A 15,072-nucleotide genomic window follows, 5' to 3' on the forward strand; every position below is an offset into this window, starting at 1 on the left:
AAAGCATCGCTGGCAAGCCAGCTCCCACAAGGGTCTGTAGCGTTCACAAAACCTGTGGGAGCTGGCTTGCCAGCGATGAGGCCACAACAGACACCAAAAATTTATGCACTGACTGGAAAACCATCATGACCAACAAACGCCTGTCCCACCCAGTCAAAGCACTGGCCCTGGCCCTCGGCCTGTTCAGCTCGGCGGTCTTCGCCGCCGACGCTCCGCTGAAAATCGGCACCACCGCCGCCTTCGCCATCCCGCTGGAAGCCGCCGTCGAAGAGGCCTCCAAACAAGGCCTGAACGTCGAGTTGGTGGAGTTCACCGACTGGATCGCACCGAACGTCAGCCTCGCCGCTGGCGACATCGACGTGAACTACTTCCAGCACATCCCGTTCCTCGAAAACGCCAAAGCTGCGTCCGGTTTTGATCTGGTGCCGTTCGCCCCAGGGATCATCAACAACGTCGGCCTCTATTCGAAAAAATACAAAAGCTTCGATGAGTTGCCCGAAGGCGCCAGCGTCGCCATCGCCAACGACCCGATCAACAGTGGCCGGGGTTTGCAGCTGCTGGCCAAGGCTGGTTTGATCACGCTGAAACCGGGCGTCGGCTACAAGGCTACCGAAGACGATATCGTCGCCAACCCAAAGAAAATCAAAATCCTCCAGGTCGAAGCCGTGCAACTGGTGCGCGCCTATGACGACGCCGATCTGGTCCAGGGCTACCCGGCCTACATCCGTCTGGCGAAGACTTTCGATGCCGGTTCGGCACTGCTGTTCGACGGCCTCGACCACAAGGAATACGTGATCCAGTTCGTCATCCAGCCGAAGAGCAAAACCGATCCGCGCCTGATCAAATTCGTCGATATTTACCAGCATTCGCCGGTCGTTCGCGCGGCGCTGGATAAGGCCCACGGCAAGCTGTATCAAGCCGGCTGGGAAAGCTGAGCATGACGGCCGCGATCCAACGGCGACTGGAGATTCCAGAGCCCCACAATGCTGAAAAAACCGAGCTGCACCCCGAGTTGAATCGCGCCCACGTACGTTTCATCGGCCTGGGTAAAACCTACAACGGCCGGCAAGGCCCGGTCGCGGCTTTGCAGGGCATCGATCTGGCAATTCAGCGCGGCGAAGTGTTCGGCATTATCGGCCGCAGCGGCGCCGGCAAGTCGTCGCTGATTCGCACGATCAATCGTCTGGAGCAACCGACCTCAGGGCGGGTGTTGATCGATCAAGTCGACATCGGCGAGTTCGATGAAGACCGTCTTGTCGCCCTGCGCCGGCGTATCGGCATGATTTTTCAGCACTTCAATCTGATGTCGGCCAAGACTGTTTGGCAGAACGTCGAACTGCCGCTGAAAGTCGCGGGCGTGCCGAAAGAACAACGCGAGAAAAAGGTGCGTGAACTGCTCGAGCTGGTCGGCCTGCAAGCCAAGCACAAGGCCTATCCTGCGCAGCTGTCCGGCGGGCAGAAACAACGCGTAGGCATCGCCCGCGCGTTGGTTCATGACCCGGATATTCTGCTCTGCGACGAGGCCACTTCGGCGCTCGATCCAGAGACCACCCAGTCGATCCTTGGCCTGCTGCGCGAGATCAATCAACGCCTGGGCCTGACCATCGTGCTGATCACTCACGAAATGGCGGTGATTCGCGAAATCTGTGATCGCGTTGTCGTGCTCGAACATGGTCGGATCGTCGAGCAAGGCCCGGTGTGGGAAGTGTTCGGCAATCCACAGCACGAAGTCAGCCAAACCTTGCTCGCACCGCTGCAACACGCGCTACCGGAAGAATTGCAAAGCCGCTTGCACACGCAAGCGCCCTCCTCCGCTGCCGCTGTGGTGCTGCGCTTGCAGTTCACTGGCAGTGCCAGTGACGAACCGGATCTGGCTGCGTTGTTCGCCGCCCTCGGTGGCCAAGTGAAGTTGCTGCAGGGTGGCGTCGAACGGATTCAGGGGCATGCGCTGGGGCAATTACTGTTGGCGGTGAGCGGATCTTCGCTCAGCGCTCAGCAGTTGCACGAACGCGCGGCACCTTGGGCGCAACGGGTGGAGGTGCTGGGTTATGTGGTTTGATCGCTTGTTGCAGGGTTTTATCGACACGTTCCTGATGGTCGGTGTTTCGTCGCTGATCGCGCTGCTGGTGGGGATTCCCATGGCGGTGATTCTGGTCACCAGCGACAAGGGCGGCATCTACGAAGCGCCGGTTTTGAACCGTGCCTTGGGCGCGTTCGTGAACCTGTTCCGCTCGATCCCGTTTCTGATTCTGATGGTCGCGCTGATTCCGTTTACCCGGTTGATTGTCGGCACTACATACGGTGTCTGGGCAGCGGTGGTACCGCTGACGATTGCCGCGACGCCGTTCTTTGCGCGGATTGCTGAAGTCAGTCTGCGTGAGGTCGATCATGGTTTGATCGAAGCCGCGCAGGCGATGGGTTGCCGGCGTTGGCACATTGTCTGGCATGTGTTGTTGCCGGAGGCGCTTCCGGGAATTGTCGGCGGTTTCACCATTACCTTGGTGACAATGATCAACTCCTCGGCAATGGCCGGGGCAATTGGTGCTGGCGGGTTGGGCGATATCGCCTATCGCTACGGCTATCAGCGCTTTGACAGCCAGATCATGTTGACGGTGATTGTCTTGCTGGTGGCGTTGGTGGCGGTGATTCAGTTGGGTGGGGATCGGTTGGCTCGGGGGTTGAATAAGCGGTGAGGCAAGATCAAAAGATCGCAGCCTGCGGCAGCTCCTGCAGGACCGACGTCGACCGTTGGATGAACGGTGCAATCGGCCCCTGTAGGAGCTGCCGCAGGCTGCGATCTTTTCGCTTATAGTCGGCACATCTCTCCCTGAACATGCACCCGACCATGAAGCAAACCCCCAACGATCTCGAACAGATCACCGCCACCACCCTCGGCCACTACAACTCGGTGGCCGAAGATTTTCGTGAAGGCACTCGCGATCACGATGTCAGCCAGAACATCAATGCGTTGCTGCGGCATATCCAGGTCTCAGCGCCCTTCACGATTCTGGATTTCGGCTGCGGCCCGGGCCGGGATTTGCAAACGTTTACACGGATGGGTCACATCGCCGTCGGCCTCGACGGTTCGCAGGAATTTGCGCGAATGGCCCGTGAGGACAGTGGCTGTGAGGTGTTGCAGCAGGATTTTCTGAAACTGGATCTGCCGGCCGAACGTTTCGACGGAATCTTCGCCAACGCGGTGCTGTTTCATGTGCCGTTGCAGGAATTACCACGGGTACTCAAGCAACTGCACGGCGCGTTGAAACCGGGTGGCGTGTTGTTCAGTTCCAATCCACGTGGGGATAATCGTGAGGGCTGGAACGGGCCGCGGTATGGCTCGTATCACGATCTGGCGGCGTGGCAAGGGTTGCTGTCGGCGGCGGGGTTTGTCGAGCTTGAGCATTACTACCGCCCGGCAGGGCTGCCGCGAGAGCAGCAGCCTTGGTTGGCCAGCGTCTGGCGCAAGGACTGAGTTGAGTCAGGAAAAGCCCCTCATCGGAACGCCGCCCGCCCAGCCCTCTCCCACAGGGAGAGGGGGCCGACCGAGATGCCTCGCTTCATACATCGACCTGAGAGACCGAGTCGATTATGGATTCAGCGAAGATATTTCAGGTCGGCGTATCTCCAAGGCAGCCCCTCACCCTAACCCTCTCCCTTGGGAGAGGGTTAGGGTGAGGGGCTGCTGTTGACTCAATCCTTCTTCGGCTCGCGAATCTTGTACCAGGCCACATACAGCGCCGGCAGGAACAGCAGCGTCAGCAACGTCGCCACCACGATCCCGCCAATCATCGCGTACGCCATCGGCCCCCAGAACACTTCGCGGGCGATCGGGATCATGCCCATGCTCGCTGCCGCAGCAGTGAGCAGAATCGGCCGGCGTCGATGCTCGGTCGCCTCGACCACCGCGTCCCACGGCGCATAACCTTTCTTCTCGAACTCATCGATCTGCGTCACCAGAATCACCGAGTTACGGATGATGATGCCGATCAGCGCAAGAATCCCCAGTATCGCCACAAAACCCATCGGCGTACCGGTCGGCACCAGCGCCAGCACCACGCCGATCAGCCCCAGCGGCGCGACACTCGCCACCAGGAACATCTTCTGCACGCTGTGCAGCTGGATCATCAGAAAGGTCGCCATCAAAAACAGCATCAACGGCAGGACCTTGGCAATCGGCCCCTGCGCCTTGCCGCTTTCCTCGACCGTACCGCCGGTGGCGACTTTGTAGCCGACCGGCAGTTTCTCGGCGAAGGCATCAATCGACGGCTTGAGGATTTTCACCAGATCGGTCGGCTGGATCTCGTCGCGCACCGAAGCCTTGATGGTGATGGTCGGCAAACGGTCGCGACGCCACACCAGCGGTTGTTCCAGTTCATATCGAACCGTGGCAAACGCCAGCAATGGAATCGACGTACCACTCGGCGTGACGATCTGCAGGTTTTGCAAGGTTTCCGGCGTGCCGCGTTCGGAATCCACCGCACGACCGACCACGTTGATCAGGTAGATATCGTCATCGACCTGGGTCAACGGCGAGCCACTGACGATGCTGTTCATCAGGTTCGCCACGTCTTCGGACGACAGTCCGAGCTGCCGGGCCTTGTCCTGGGCGATGTCGATGCGCAGGACTTTGCCCGGCTCGTTCCAGTCGTAAATGATCTCGCCGATGTGCGAGTTCTTGTCCAGTTCGGTGGCGAGGTCGATGGCGTGTTTGCGCACTTGATCGATGTCCTTGCCGCTGACCCGGTACTGGATCGGACGCCCCACTGGCGGGCCCATTTCCAGCGCCTGCACGTAGCTGCCAATCCCGACGAACTCTTTGCGTAACCGCTCACGCAGTCGTGCGCTCAGCGCCTCGCGAGACTCGAAGCCTTTGCTGACGATCACCAGTTGCGCGTAGTACGGGTTCTGCAATTGCTGGTCGAGAGGCAGGTAGAAACGGATCGCGCCCTGACCGATGTAGGTGCTCCAGCGCACGATGTCCGGATCACCCTTGAGGGTTGCTTCCAGTTTGTCGACGGCCTTGCGGGTTTCGTCGATCGAAGCGTTTTGCGGCAGGTTCAGATCGACCAGAATTTCCGGCCGGTCCGATGCCGGGAAGAACTGGTTCTGCACAAAGCGCATGCAAAAAATCGACAGGACAAACAGCAGCACGGTGACGCCGATCGCCCACCAGCGGTTGCGCATGGCCCACAGCAACCCGCCATTGAATGCGCGGCCGATGCGACCCGGTTCCGCCTCATGGGGTTTCACGTTGGCGCTGAGGATGTGCACGCCGATCACCGGCGCGAAGAACACCGCCACCACCCACGAGACGATCATCGCCACCGCGATCACCGCAAACAGTGTGTAGGTGTACTCACCGGCAGAACTGGCGTTGAGGCCGATCGGCACGAAACCGGCGACGGTCACCAGCGTACCGGTGAGCATCGGGAACGCCGTCGAGGTGTAGGCGAACGTGGCAGCCTGCTCCTTGGTCTCGCCCATCTCCAGGCGCGTGACCATCATCTCCACGGTAATCATCGCGTCGTCCACCAGCAGGCCGAGGGCGATGATCAGTGCGCCGAGAGAAATCCGCTGCATGGTGATACCGCTGTATTCCATGAACACAAAGACCATCGCCAGCACCAGCGGGATCGAGCACGCCACCACCAGACCGGCGCGCACGCCGAGGCTGATGAAGCTGACCACCAGCACGATGATCACCGCCTCGAACAGGGCACTGGTAAAGCCACCGACCGCTTCTTCCACCACCACCGCCTGATCGGACACCGTGTGCACGCCGACGCCGACCGGCAAGTCCGCCGTCAGTTGGTCGATGCGCGCATGCAAGGCCTTGCCAAATTCCTGAACGTTGCCGCCCTTCTGCATGGCAATGGCGAGGCCGATGGCCGGTTTGCCGTCGAAACGAAACTCCGGAGTGGCCGGATCGACGTAACCGCGACTGATGTCGGCAATATCGGCCAGACGATAGAAACGATCATTGAGCTTGAGATTGACCTCAGCCAGATCCTTCTCCGACGCGAACTGCCCCGACGTCCGCACGGAAATCCGCTCGGGCCCGGCCTCGATCACGCCTGCCGGCGTCACGGCGTTCTGCGATTGCAGGCTTTCCACCACCTGGCGTTGGTCAATGCCCAGCGCTGCGAGTTTGCGCGTGGAGAAGTTCAGGTAAATCACTTCGTCCTGCTGGCCGACCATTTCGATCTTGCCCAGCCCCGGCACATTGCGGATCTCCGCGCGGGCCTGTTCGACGTAATCGCGCAGCTGCCGCATGGTCAGTCCGTCGGCAGTGAACGCATACACCGAACCGAACACGTCACCGAACTCGTCGTTGAATCCCGGCCCCTGAATCCCTTGGGGAAACTGCCCGCGAATGTCGTTGATCTTCTTGCGCACCTGGTACCAGATTTCCGGGATGTCCTTGGCACTGGTGGTGTCGCGCAGGTACACGTAGACCGTCGATTCGCCTGGGCGCGTGTAGCTTTTCACGTAGTCGAGGGAGTCGAGTTCTTCGAGTTTTTTCTCGATGCGGTCGGTGACCTGCTTGAGGGTTTCCTCCTGCGTCGCACCCGGCCATTTGGTCTGGATCACCATGGTCTTGATGGTGAACGACGGGTCTTCTTCGCGGCCCAGATTGAAGTACGAGAACACGCCCATCAGCAACGCGACGAACATCAGGTACCAGACGAAAGACTGATGCTTGAGGGCCCATTCGGAGAGGTTGAAAGAGCCTTTCATTGACTGTCCTCGTCAAGTTTCACGGATTGTCCGGGTTTGAGACTGTTGACGCCGGCGCTGACCACGCGCTCGCCGTTCTTCACACCGCCCGCGAGCACCACGCTGCTGTCAGTGCGGCTGATCACCGTGACGTCACGGGGACTGACGGTTTTGTTTTGCGTGTCGATCACCCAGATGCGCGGTTTGCCGTCGACCTCCTGCAACGCCGTGACGGGCAATTCGATACGCGGTTTGATGGCCGAACTCAGGGTGACGCTGATCGCCGTGCCGAGGCGAAAGCCGTCGGGCGTCTCGGCCAGGGTCAGGCGTGCACGCCGGGTGCGCGTGGCGCTCTGGGCCTGCGGCTCGATCTCGCGGATGACGGCCGTGGTGTTGATGCTCGGGTCGAGTTGCGCGGCCACGGAAAACACCACGTCGCTGGGGATCTGATCGACCAGGGTATCCGGCAGATCGATCACCGCTTCCTTGATGTCCGGTTGCGCCAGCGTCACCACTTGCTGACCCGCCGTGACCACCTGCCCGGCCTCGGCATTCCACGCGGTGACCACGGCGCGGTGGTCGGAGCGCAGTTCGGTGTAGCCGAGCTGGTCCTTGCTCTGGTTGACCGCCGCGCGCGCCTGATCCAGCGAGGCTTGCGTGGTTTTCAGATCGGTGGTGGCAATGTCCAGTTGTGCCTGCGCACCGACGCCGCGATCAAACAGCGCCTGCTGACGGCGAGCGTTGGCTTGCGCGTTGATCAATTGCGCCTGGACTTTGGCCAGATCGCCTTGAGCCGAGCGCAACTGGTTTTGCTGATCGGACGGGTCGAGGGTGGCGAGCAATGTGCCCTTCTCCACCTCGGCGCCGACATCGACGTTACGGCTGGCGATACGGCCACCGACGCGGAAACCGGTGTTGCTCTCGTAGCGCGCCTGGATGCTGCCGGCAAAACGGCCGAGGTTTTCCTCACTCAGCGCTTCGACTTTGACCGACAGCACCGGACGTACCGGCTCGGGCGGCGGTTCTTTCTTCGAGCACGCGGCCAACAACACAGCAACAGGTAACAGCCACAGAGACTTCATGGCTGCGCTCCCGGTTGCAGATCCTTGTAGGTGTTTTCGGCAATCTCGACTTTCATTCCCGGGTGCAACAACTGTCCGCCGGCAACGATGACTTTCTCGCCACCCTTGAGGCCTTCGCTGATGATGACTTTGCCCGTCAGGTAACGGCCGACGGTGACCGTGTGCAACTGCGCCTCACCTTTGTCGTCGACAAGCCACACCGCCGGGTCACTGATATTTTTCGTCAGCGCCGACCACGGCAGTTCGACTGCCGATTTACCCGAGCCTTTGGCCGTGGCACTGACCACCGAACCGAGCTGCATGCCCGGCGGCAGTTTGTCGAGGGTGACTTTGACCTGCACGGTGCCGGACTGTGCCGACACCGCCGGGGTGACTTCGCGCACGGTGCCGGTGGTTTTGATCTCGGGGTTATCGAGCAGGCTGACGGTGATCCTGTTATCCGCAGGGCGTTCAGCGAGCAGCGATTCATAAACGTTGAACACCGCATCGCGATCGCCATCGCGAGCCAGACTGAAAATCGGCGCGGTGGCCTGCACGACCTGGCCGACCTCGGCCTGACGCTCAGTGATAACGCCCGGCGCGTCAGCGATCAGTGAGGTGTAACTGAGTTGATCCTTGGCATTGGCCAGTTGCGCCTGCGCCGCGCTCAGAGCGCTCTGGCTGCTGCGCAATGCGGCTTGTGCGGAATCGTATTCGCTCTGGCTGGTGTAGCCCTTGGGCAGCAGTTTTTGCTGACGCACGAACGCCGCAGCGCTCTGTTTCACCCGGGCTTGTTCAGCGACGACCTGGGCTTGAGCCGAATCGACGTTGGTCTGCAAATCCTTGGGGTCGAGTTTGGCCAGCACCTGTTTGGCGGTGACGCGGTCGCCGACATCGACCATGCGCTGGATGATCTTGCCGCCGACGCGAAACGACAATTCAGTCTGCACGCGCGCCTGCACATCACCGGTCAACGTCACCGAAGCCGCGTAGTCCGCGGGTTTGACTTCCTGTACAAAAACCCGTGGCAAGTATTCCTCAGGGGCCTTTTTTTCGCCGCAAGCGGTCAGCAGGGTGAACAGACTCAGCACGACCGCTGTTTTCAAACCGGGACTCGCCATGCAGACTCCTTCCTGTGTACGAACGTGCAAGTGACGATACGACTGTGAGCTTAGAACAGGGTTCCGCCTTCGCCTGCGCGATCACAATATTTCCCCGTAGGAGCTGCCGAAGGCTGCAATCTTTTGAATGGTGTTTTTAAAAGATCAAAAGATCGCAGCCTGCGGCAGCTCCTACAATGGGCGCCTGAAGAGAAGGAATTCCATGCTCAAGACCCTGGCGGTGGCCAATTACCGCTCGATCAACAAATTGGTAATCCCGCTCGGCCGCCTGAACCTGATCACCGGCCCCAACGGCAGCGGCAAGTCCAATCTTTATCGGGCCTTGCGCCTGCTGGCGGAAACCGCTCAGGGCGGTGTGGTCAATGCGCTGGCCCGTGAGGGTGGGCTGGATTCGACCTTCTGGGCCGGGCCGGAAACCATCAGCCGGCGCATGCGCAGCGGCGAAGTGCCCATTCAGTCGACGGTTCGTCAGGGGGTGAAGCGATTGCGCCTGGGGTTTGCCGGGGAAGATTTCAGTTACTCGATCAGCCTCGGGCTGCCCGACTCCAACGGGCACTTCATGTTGCCCGAACATTCGCGGCCGATCCCCTCGCGCTTCAGCCTCGACCCGCAGATCAAGCGCGAATGCATCTGGGCCGGCCCGCATTATCGGCCCGCCAGCCTGTTGGTGGACCGCGACGGTCCGATGATCCGCGCACGCGCCGAGCGCAAATGGGATGTGCTGGCACAGCACACGCCGAACTTTGACAGCCTGTTCGATCAGGTCGGCAGCCTGCGCAGCTCGCCGGAAGTGTTCCAGATGCGTGAGTTCATCCGCCGCTGGCGCTTCTACGATCATTTTCGCAGCGATGCCGACGCGCCGGTGCGCCAACCGCAACTGGGCACGCGCACGCCGGTGCTGCATCACGATGGGCGTGATCTGGCGGCGGCGTTGCAGACCATCATTGAGATAGGTGACGGCGACGCGATGCGTGCGGCGATTACCGATGCGTTTCCGGGCGCACGGGTGCATATCGAAGCGCAGGCCGGTGGACGTTTTGCCATCGAGTTTTATCAGGAAGGTTTGTTGCGGCCATTGTCGGCGGCGGAATTGTCGGACGGGACGTTGCGCTATCTGCTGCTGGTCGCAGCGCTGCTGACGCCACGGCCACCGTCATTAATGGTGCTGAACGAACCGGAAACCAGTCTGCACCCGGATCTGTTGCCGGCGTTGGCGCGGTTGATTATCCGGGCCTCGGAGCAGTGTCAGGTGTGGGTGGTGTCCCATGCGCGGCGGTTGATTTCGGCGTTGCAGGAAGATCCGGAGTGCAACTGCATTGTGCTGGAGAAAACCCTGGGACAGACGGGGATTGTCGGCCAGCGGGTGCTGGATGAGCCGGCGTGGAACTGGCCGGATTGAGCGTTCCAGCCAAAAGCCCCTCACCCTAACCCTCTCCCAGAGGGAGAGGGGACTGATTGGGGGATGCTGTTGAATTACGCCGACGTGAAAATGCATCTGTGAATCCATAATCGACTCGGTTCCGCAGGTCGATGTCCGATGCAAGACAACTCGGTCGGCTCCCTCTCCCTCGGGAGAGGGCTGGGGTGAGGGGCAAGCCTCACCACCGACCCAACAGACAATCACCCCTGCCACTTGCCCCCTTCAACAATCACGCTCTCAGGCTTGGTGTCATCGCTCAATTCTTTACGCACATATTGGTCGTACAGCTTGAGCAGATACTTCTCCTCACCCAGCTTTGTCAGCTCGGTATTCACCCAGTCACGCAGCTCGATATTGCCCTTCTTCACCGCCGGCGCAATCGGCGCTTCGGCACCGAGCTTTTCATCGAGCACGCGATAGCCCGGGTTCTGCTTGGCCCAGCTGAACAGCACCAGGTTGTCCTGTGCATAAGCATCGCCACGGCCATTGGCCAGGGCTTGCAACGACTCGGAGTTTTTCTCGAACTTCAGCAGTTTCCAGTCCGGGTGATTCTTGGTCAGCCAGATATCAGCAGTCGTGCCGGTAGTAACGATGGTGGTGCGGGTCGCCAGGTCATCCAGGTTTTTCACCGAGCTGCTTTGTGGCACCAGTGCCTGCACTGCAACCTTGAGGTTCGGGTTGGTGAATTCCACCGCTTCCTTGCGCTCAGGCGTGACGGTCATGTTGGCGAGGATCAGGTCGACCTTGTCGCTCTGCAGGAACGGAATGCGGCTCGCCGGCTCGACGGCCACGAACTCGACCTTGTTTTCATCGCCGAGCAGATCCTTGGCGAAACGCCGGCCGATATCAGTATCAAAGCCGACGTAGCGCCCGGCCTCGTCGACAAAACCGAACGGTGGCTTATCGGTGAACACGCCGACGATCAGTTTGTCGCGAGCCTTGATCTTGTCCAGGTAACCGGCCGGCGCGGTGCTTTCGCTGGCGACCTTCGGCTTCGGCGGTTCTTCGGTTTTGCTGCATCCGGCAAGCAGTGCGAGGCTGAGCAAGGGCAGTAAAAAAGCGGCAGTTTTCATAACAGTTCCAGTTCCTTTGTCGGATTCGTTTTTGGCAGTGTTGCAACGAAGGAGAACTTCTCCAGAAACTGCTGCGCGCGTGCGGTTTGCGGGTTCGTAAAGAAAATCTCGGGCGGGTTCTGTTCAAGGATGCGCCCGGCATCCATGAACACGATGCGGTCGGCCACCGCGCGGGCGAAGGCCATTTCGTGGGTGACGATCAACAGGGTCATGCCTTCGCGAGCGAGGCCCTGAATGACTTGCAACACTTCCTTGACCATCTCCGGGTCGAGGGCGGCGGTGACTTCGTCGAAGAGCATCACGCGCGGGTTCATGCACAGCGAACGGACGATAGCGATGCGTTGTTGCTGGCCGCCGGAGAGCTGGCGCGGGAAGGCATCACGCTTGTCTGCCAGGCCAACGCGTTCGAGCAGCGCTTCGGCTTGCTGCTGCGCTTCGCGGCGCTGGCGCTTCTGCACCTTGAGCGGGCCGAGCAGCAGGTTGTCGAGCACGCTCATGTGCGGGAACAGGTGATAACTCTGGAACACCATGCCGATCTGCTGACGGATCTCGCGCCAGTCAGTGGACTTGCCCAGCAGCTCGCGGCCGACAAATTTCAGGCTGCCGCTGTGCGCCTCTTCCAGACCATTGAGGCAACGCAGCAGGGTGCTTTTGCCGCAACCGCTGGGTCCGAGGATGACGATCACTTCGCCGCTCAGCACTTGCAGATCAATGCCGGTGAGCACCTGTTGCTCGCCATAGAATTTGTTGAAGCCGTGAAACTCGATCAATGCGCTCATGCTTGCGTCCAGCGCCGCTCCAGCACGCGCGAGGCGGCCGACAGCGGGTAGCAGATGAAAAAGAAAAACAGAAACAGCACGCCGTAGATCAGCACCGATTCATAAGTGCGCTCGATGATCTGCTGACCGACCTTGATCACGTCGACCACGCCGATCAACACCGCCAGTGAGCTGGTCTTGATGATCCGCGTGTAGACATTGATGGTTGGCGGCGTCATGCGTTTCAGCGCTTGTGGCAGCAGCACGTAGCCATAGAGTTGCGCCGCGTTCAGGCCAATCGACAGACCCGCTTCACGCTGCCCGCGTGGCAACGAATGCAGCGCACCGCGCGCCACCTCACCGACCTCACTCGCACCCCACAGCGACAGCACCAGCACTGCGCACCAGAAACTCGGAATGCTCAGGCCGAAGAAAATCGGCAAGCCGAAAAACAACAGGTACAGCCAGACCAGTACCGGAATCGCCCGGAACAGCTCCAGATACACCCGCAAAATCGCGTTCAGCCAGGTGACGTTGAGCGTGCGCAACACGCCGTAGAGCACGCCGCCGACCGTACTGATGGCGATGCTCAGAAACGAGATCGACAAGGTTTGCCCGGCGCCCTTGGCCAATTGCGGCAACGACACCCAGAGCAACTCAAGACCCGAACTGGCCATGCTGGAGCCTCCTTTCCAGACGGTTGAGCAGCAGCGACAGCGGCAAGAACAACAGCACGCAGATCAGCGTCAGCACGGCGAGCATTTCGTAGGTTTTGTAGTAGAGCGCGATGTAGCTTTTGGTGGTGTAGAGAATTTCCGGCACCGCCACCGCCGAGACCACGGTGGTTTCCTTGAGCAGGAAAATGAAATTGGCGAACAGCGACGGCAGGCTGAGGATTCCCGCTTGCGGCAGGATCACATAGCGCAATAGTTGGCCGTGAGAGAGGCCGATGGAGCGCCCCGACTCTAGCTGCGCCTGCGGCACGGCATCGACGCCCGCGCGCAGCACTTCAGTGAGGTAAGCGCCGCCGAGAAAGGTCATGGTAATGATCGCGGCTGTGAAACCGGACACCTGAATCCCTACTGCCGGCAAGGCGAAGTAGACGAAAAACAACTGGATCAGCAGCGGTGTGTTACGCGCCAGCTCAACATACAGGCCCACCAGTTTTTGCAGGCAAGGCGTGCGGAACACCAGAATGGTCGCGTTGAGCAAAGCCACCAGCAACGAGGTGCCGATGGCGATAAATCCCACCTGCAGCGTTACGCCCACGGCTTTGAGAAATGCCGGCAGCGTGCTGAGGATAAATGCGTAATCGAAAGTCATGAAACGTCCTGAACGCCGCTCGGTAAGCGACGGTGATGCAGTCCATGGACAACGGATGGCTGTCCGGCAAGCATCGACTTTATAGGTATAAAAACAAGAATTTAAATACCGTTAAAGCATATTGATATCACCCAAAAAACTATCCTGTGGGTTTGCCGGGAAGGAATAAGAAGGCTATTTTCCTTTGCGCTGTAGGACGGATCTTTTTTTCACGAAAGCCCTCCAAGGACGAACAGCTTTTGGCCAGACTCTCCCGGCCAAACCCATAACAAGGAAGAGAACATGGACGTAAAAGTGCCGCAGCGACTGGATCCGCAGGAGATTTTGAAATTGTTGGTGGCGTTGAGGCGGGCGTTGAAGGCTGCTGCGTAAGTCCAAAGCCCCTCACCCCAGCCCTCTCCCCGAGGGAGAGGGGGCCGACCGCAGTGTCTTTCGTCAAACATCGACCTGACAGACCTTGTCGATTATGGATTCGGTAGAGCCATTTCAGGTCGGCGTACCTCCACAGCATCCCCCAATCAGTCCCCTCTCCCTCTGGGAGAGGGTTAGGGTGAGGGGCTTTTCCAACGTACACACAAAAACGCCGATGACCATCGCTGGCCATCGGCGTTTTCACACTTTGAAGGGGTTCACTCAAGCGTCAGATCAGAACGCCGGCAGTACCGCGCCGTTGTACTTCTTCTCGATGAACGCTTTGACTTCCGGGCTGGTCAGGGCTTTGGCCAGTTTCTGGATCGCGTCGCTGTTCTTGTTGTCCTCACGGGCCACCAGGAAGTTCACGTAAGGCGAGTCAGCGCCTTCGATCACCAGCGCATCTTTCTGCGGGTTCAACTTGGCTTCCAGCGCGTAGTTGGTGTTGATCATGTCCAGATCAACTTCCTTCAGAACGCGTGGCAGCAGCGCCGATTCCAGTTCCTTGAACTTGAAGTTGTGCGGGTTCTTGGCGATGTCTTTCGGCGTTGCCACCGCGTTTTTCGGATCTTTCAGTTCGATCAGGCCAGCCTTCTGCAGCAGGATCAGCGCACGGCCGCTGTTGCTGCCTTCGTTCGGGATCGCGATGGTCGCGCCGTCCGGCAGTTCAGCCAGGGTCTTGTATTTGCTCGAGTAGCCACCAAACGGTTCAACGTGCACGCCCTGCACGGTCACCAGGTACTTGGACTTGTCGTCCTTGTATTTGCCCTGGTTGAAGCTGTTCAGGTACGGCAGGGTCTGGAAGTAGTTGGCGTCCAGACGCTTCTCGCCCACTTGTACGTTCGGCTGAACGTAGTCGGTGAAGACTTTGATTTCCAGATCCACGCCTTCTTTGGCCAGGGTCGGTTTGATCAGCTCGAGGATTTCAGCGTGCGGGACCGGGGTCGCGGCAACCACCAGTTTCTCGCCGGCATTGGCCAGGGAAGCAGTCAGAGCAGCCGCCAATGCGGTAAACAACAGAACCTTTTTCATGCAGTGTCCTTATCGAAAATCACGGTCGTCATCGACGACGGCATTAATACGTGTGCCAGTGAAGTGATATCGCCGGCGTGGGTCGGACGATACCGGGATTTTTTATTCCCGGACAATAACGTTTATTCAGCTTCATATTCCATTTTGTTCATGTTG

General features: G+C 59.6%; 13 protein-coding genes. 5 read left to right on the forward strand and 8 right to left on the reverse strand.

Annotation, left to right across the window (positions count from 1 at the left end; translation table 11 throughout):
* The first annotated feature begins 125 nt into the window (after positions 1-125).
* The 4 genes from ACIF4X_RS02860 to ACIF4X_RS02875 all read left to right on the forward strand — a co-directional run bounded on the left by ACIF4X_RS02860 (position 126) and on the right by ACIF4X_RS02875 (position 3,472).
* Positions 126-935: a MetQ/NlpA family ABC transporter substrate-binding protein gene (locus ACIF4X_RS02860; RefSeq protein WP_397480836.1), complete on the forward strand. Its 810-nt coding sequence runs from the start codon at positions 126-128 to the stop codon at positions 933-935.
* 2 nt (positions 936-937) lie between these two features.
* Positions 938-2,059, forward strand: a complete 1,122-nt coding sequence (locus tag ACIF4X_RS02865) for a methionine ABC transporter ATP-binding protein (protein WP_397480837.1) — start codon at positions 938-940, stop codon at positions 2,057-2,059.
* The gene (locus tag ACIF4X_RS02870; protein ID WP_034151854.1) at positions 2,049-2,693 is read left to right on the forward strand and encodes a methionine ABC transporter permease; all 645 of its coding nucleotides are present in this window, start codon (positions 2,049-2,051) and stop codon (positions 2,691-2,693) included. Before ACIF4X_RS02865 ends, ACIF4X_RS02870 begins: the two co-directional genes overlap by 11 nt.
* 152 nt (positions 2,694-2,845) lie before the next feature.
* Positions 2,846-3,472 (forward strand): class I SAM-dependent methyltransferase, encoded by a 627-nt coding sequence (locus ACIF4X_RS02875; RefSeq protein ID WP_397480838.1) that lies wholly within the window; start codon positions 2,846-2,848, stop codon positions 3,470-3,472.
* Between the two features lie 218 nt (positions 3,473-3,690).
* Here the strand turns inward: ACIF4X_RS02875 and ACIF4X_RS02880 are convergent, their stop codons facing one another.
* From ACIF4X_RS02880 to ACIF4X_RS02890, 3 genes are read right to left on the reverse strand one after another with little or no spacing between them, the layout of a single operon-like run.
* Entirely contained in the window at positions 3,691-6,738 is a 3,048-nt protein-coding gene (locus tag ACIF4X_RS02880; protein WP_397480839.1) for an efflux RND transporter permease subunit, read from the reverse strand.
* The gene (locus tag ACIF4X_RS02885) at positions 6,735-7,799 is read right to left on the reverse strand and encodes an efflux RND transporter periplasmic adaptor subunit (protein ID WP_397480840.1); all 1,065 of its coding nucleotides are present in this window, start codon (positions 7,797-7,799) and stop codon (positions 6,735-6,737) included. Before ACIF4X_RS02885 ends, ACIF4X_RS02880 begins: the two co-directional genes overlap by 4 nt.
* Entirely contained in the window at positions 7,796-8,899 is a 1,104-nt protein-coding gene (locus ACIF4X_RS02890) for an efflux RND transporter periplasmic adaptor subunit (RefSeq protein ID WP_397480841.1), read from the reverse strand. The genes ACIF4X_RS02885 and ACIF4X_RS02890 overlap by 4 nt, the downstream gene beginning before the upstream one ends.
* A gap of 202 nt (positions 8,900-9,101) precedes the next feature.
* On the opposite strand from ACIF4X_RS02890, the gene ACIF4X_RS02895 reads away from it, so the two are divergent.
* Positions 9,102-10,298 carry an AAA family ATPase gene (locus ACIF4X_RS02895; RefSeq protein WP_397480842.1) on the forward strand — a complete coding sequence of 399 codons (1,197 nt, stop codon included), beginning with the start codon at positions 9,102-9,104 and terminating at the stop codon, positions 10,296-10,298.
* A 221-nt stretch (positions 10,299-10,519) separates the two neighbouring features.
* Here the strand turns inward: ACIF4X_RS02895 and ACIF4X_RS02900 are convergent, their stop codons facing one another.
* From ACIF4X_RS02900 to ACIF4X_RS02920, 5 genes are all read right to left on the reverse strand, one after another.
* Positions 10,520-11,392, reverse strand: coding sequence for a transporter substrate-binding domain-containing protein (locus ACIF4X_RS02900; protein WP_016985632.1), 873 nt, complete (start codon positions 11,390-11,392; stop codon positions 10,520-10,522).
* Entirely contained in the window at positions 11,389-12,171 is a 783-nt protein-coding gene (locus ACIF4X_RS02905; protein ID WP_397480843.1) for an amino acid ABC transporter ATP-binding protein, read from the reverse strand. The genes ACIF4X_RS02900 and ACIF4X_RS02905 overlap by 4 nt, the downstream gene beginning before the upstream one ends.
* On the reverse strand, positions 12,168-12,827 hold the full coding sequence (locus tag ACIF4X_RS02910) for an amino acid ABC transporter permease (protein WP_053116496.1): 660 nt from the start codon (positions 12,825-12,827) through the stop codon (positions 12,168-12,170). Before ACIF4X_RS02910 ends, ACIF4X_RS02905 begins: the two co-directional genes overlap by 4 nt.
* Complete coding sequence (locus tag ACIF4X_RS02915; protein ID WP_397480844.1) at positions 12,808-13,473, reverse strand: amino acid ABC transporter permease; 666 nt, start codon at positions 13,471-13,473, stop codon at positions 12,808-12,810. The genes ACIF4X_RS02910 and ACIF4X_RS02915 overlap by 20 nt, the downstream gene beginning before the upstream one ends.
* A 645-nt stretch (positions 13,474-14,118) precedes the next feature.
* The gene (locus ACIF4X_RS02920; protein WP_322845508.1) at positions 14,119-14,916 is read right to left on the reverse strand and encodes a MetQ/NlpA family ABC transporter substrate-binding protein; all 798 of its coding nucleotides are present in this window, start codon (positions 14,914-14,916) and stop codon (positions 14,119-14,121) included.
* Positions 14,917-15,072: the final 156 nt, after the last annotated feature.

The organism is Pseudomonas sp. NPDC085632, assembly GCF_044541255.1.
Lineage (GTDB): Bacteria > Pseudomonadota > Gammaproteobacteria > Pseudomonadales > Pseudomonadaceae > Aquipseudomonas.

Bases quoted from the DNA above. Each gene is read 5' to 3' on its own strand.
- ACIF4X_RS02860 (WP_397480836.1), top strand. From the start codon at position 126: ATGACCAACAAACGCCTGTCCCACCCAGTCAAAGCACTGGCCCTGGCC.
- ACIF4X_RS02865 (WP_397480837.1), top strand. From the start codon at position 938: ATGACGGCCGCGATCCAACGGCGACTGGAGATTCCAGAGCCCCACAAT.
- ACIF4X_RS02870 (WP_034151854.1), top strand. From the start codon at position 2,049: ATGTGGTTTGATCGCTTGTTGCAGGGTTTTATCGACACGTTCCTGATG.
- ACIF4X_RS02875 (WP_397480838.1), top strand. From the start codon at position 2,846: ATGAAGCAAACCCCCAACGATCTCGAACAGATCACCGCCACCACCCTC.
- ACIF4X_RS02880 (WP_397480839.1), bottom strand. From the start codon at position 6,738: ATGAAAGGCTCTTTCAACCTCTCCGAATGGGCCCTCAAGCATCAGTCT.
- ACIF4X_RS02885 (WP_397480840.1), bottom strand. From the start codon at position 7,799: ATGAAGTCTCTGTGGCTGTTACCTGTTGCTGTGTTGTTGGCCGCGTGC.
- ACIF4X_RS02890 (WP_397480841.1), bottom strand. From the start codon at position 8,899: ATGGCGAGTCCCGGTTTGAAAACAGCGGTCGTGCTGAGTCTGTTCACC.
- ACIF4X_RS02895 (WP_397480842.1), top strand. From the start codon at position 9,102: ATGCTCAAGACCCTGGCGGTGGCCAATTACCGCTCGATCAACAAATTG.
- ACIF4X_RS02900 (WP_016985632.1), bottom strand. From the start codon at position 11,392: ATGAAAACTGCCGCTTTTTTACTGCCCTTGCTCAGCCTCGCACTGCTT.
- ACIF4X_RS02905 (WP_397480843.1), bottom strand. From the start codon at position 12,171: ATGAGCGCATTGATCGAGTTTCACGGCTTCAACAAATTCTATGGCGAG.
- ACIF4X_RS02910 (WP_053116496.1), bottom strand. From the start codon at position 12,827: ATGGCCAGTTCGGGTCTTGAGTTGCTCTGGGTGTCGTTGCCGCAATTG.
- ACIF4X_RS02915 (WP_397480844.1), bottom strand. From the start codon at position 13,473: ATGACTTTCGATTACGCATTTATCCTCAGCACGCTGCCGGCATTTCTC.
- ACIF4X_RS02920 (WP_322845508.1), bottom strand. From the start codon at position 14,916: ATGAAAAAGGTTCTGTTGTTTACCGCATTGGCGGCTGCTCTGACTGCT.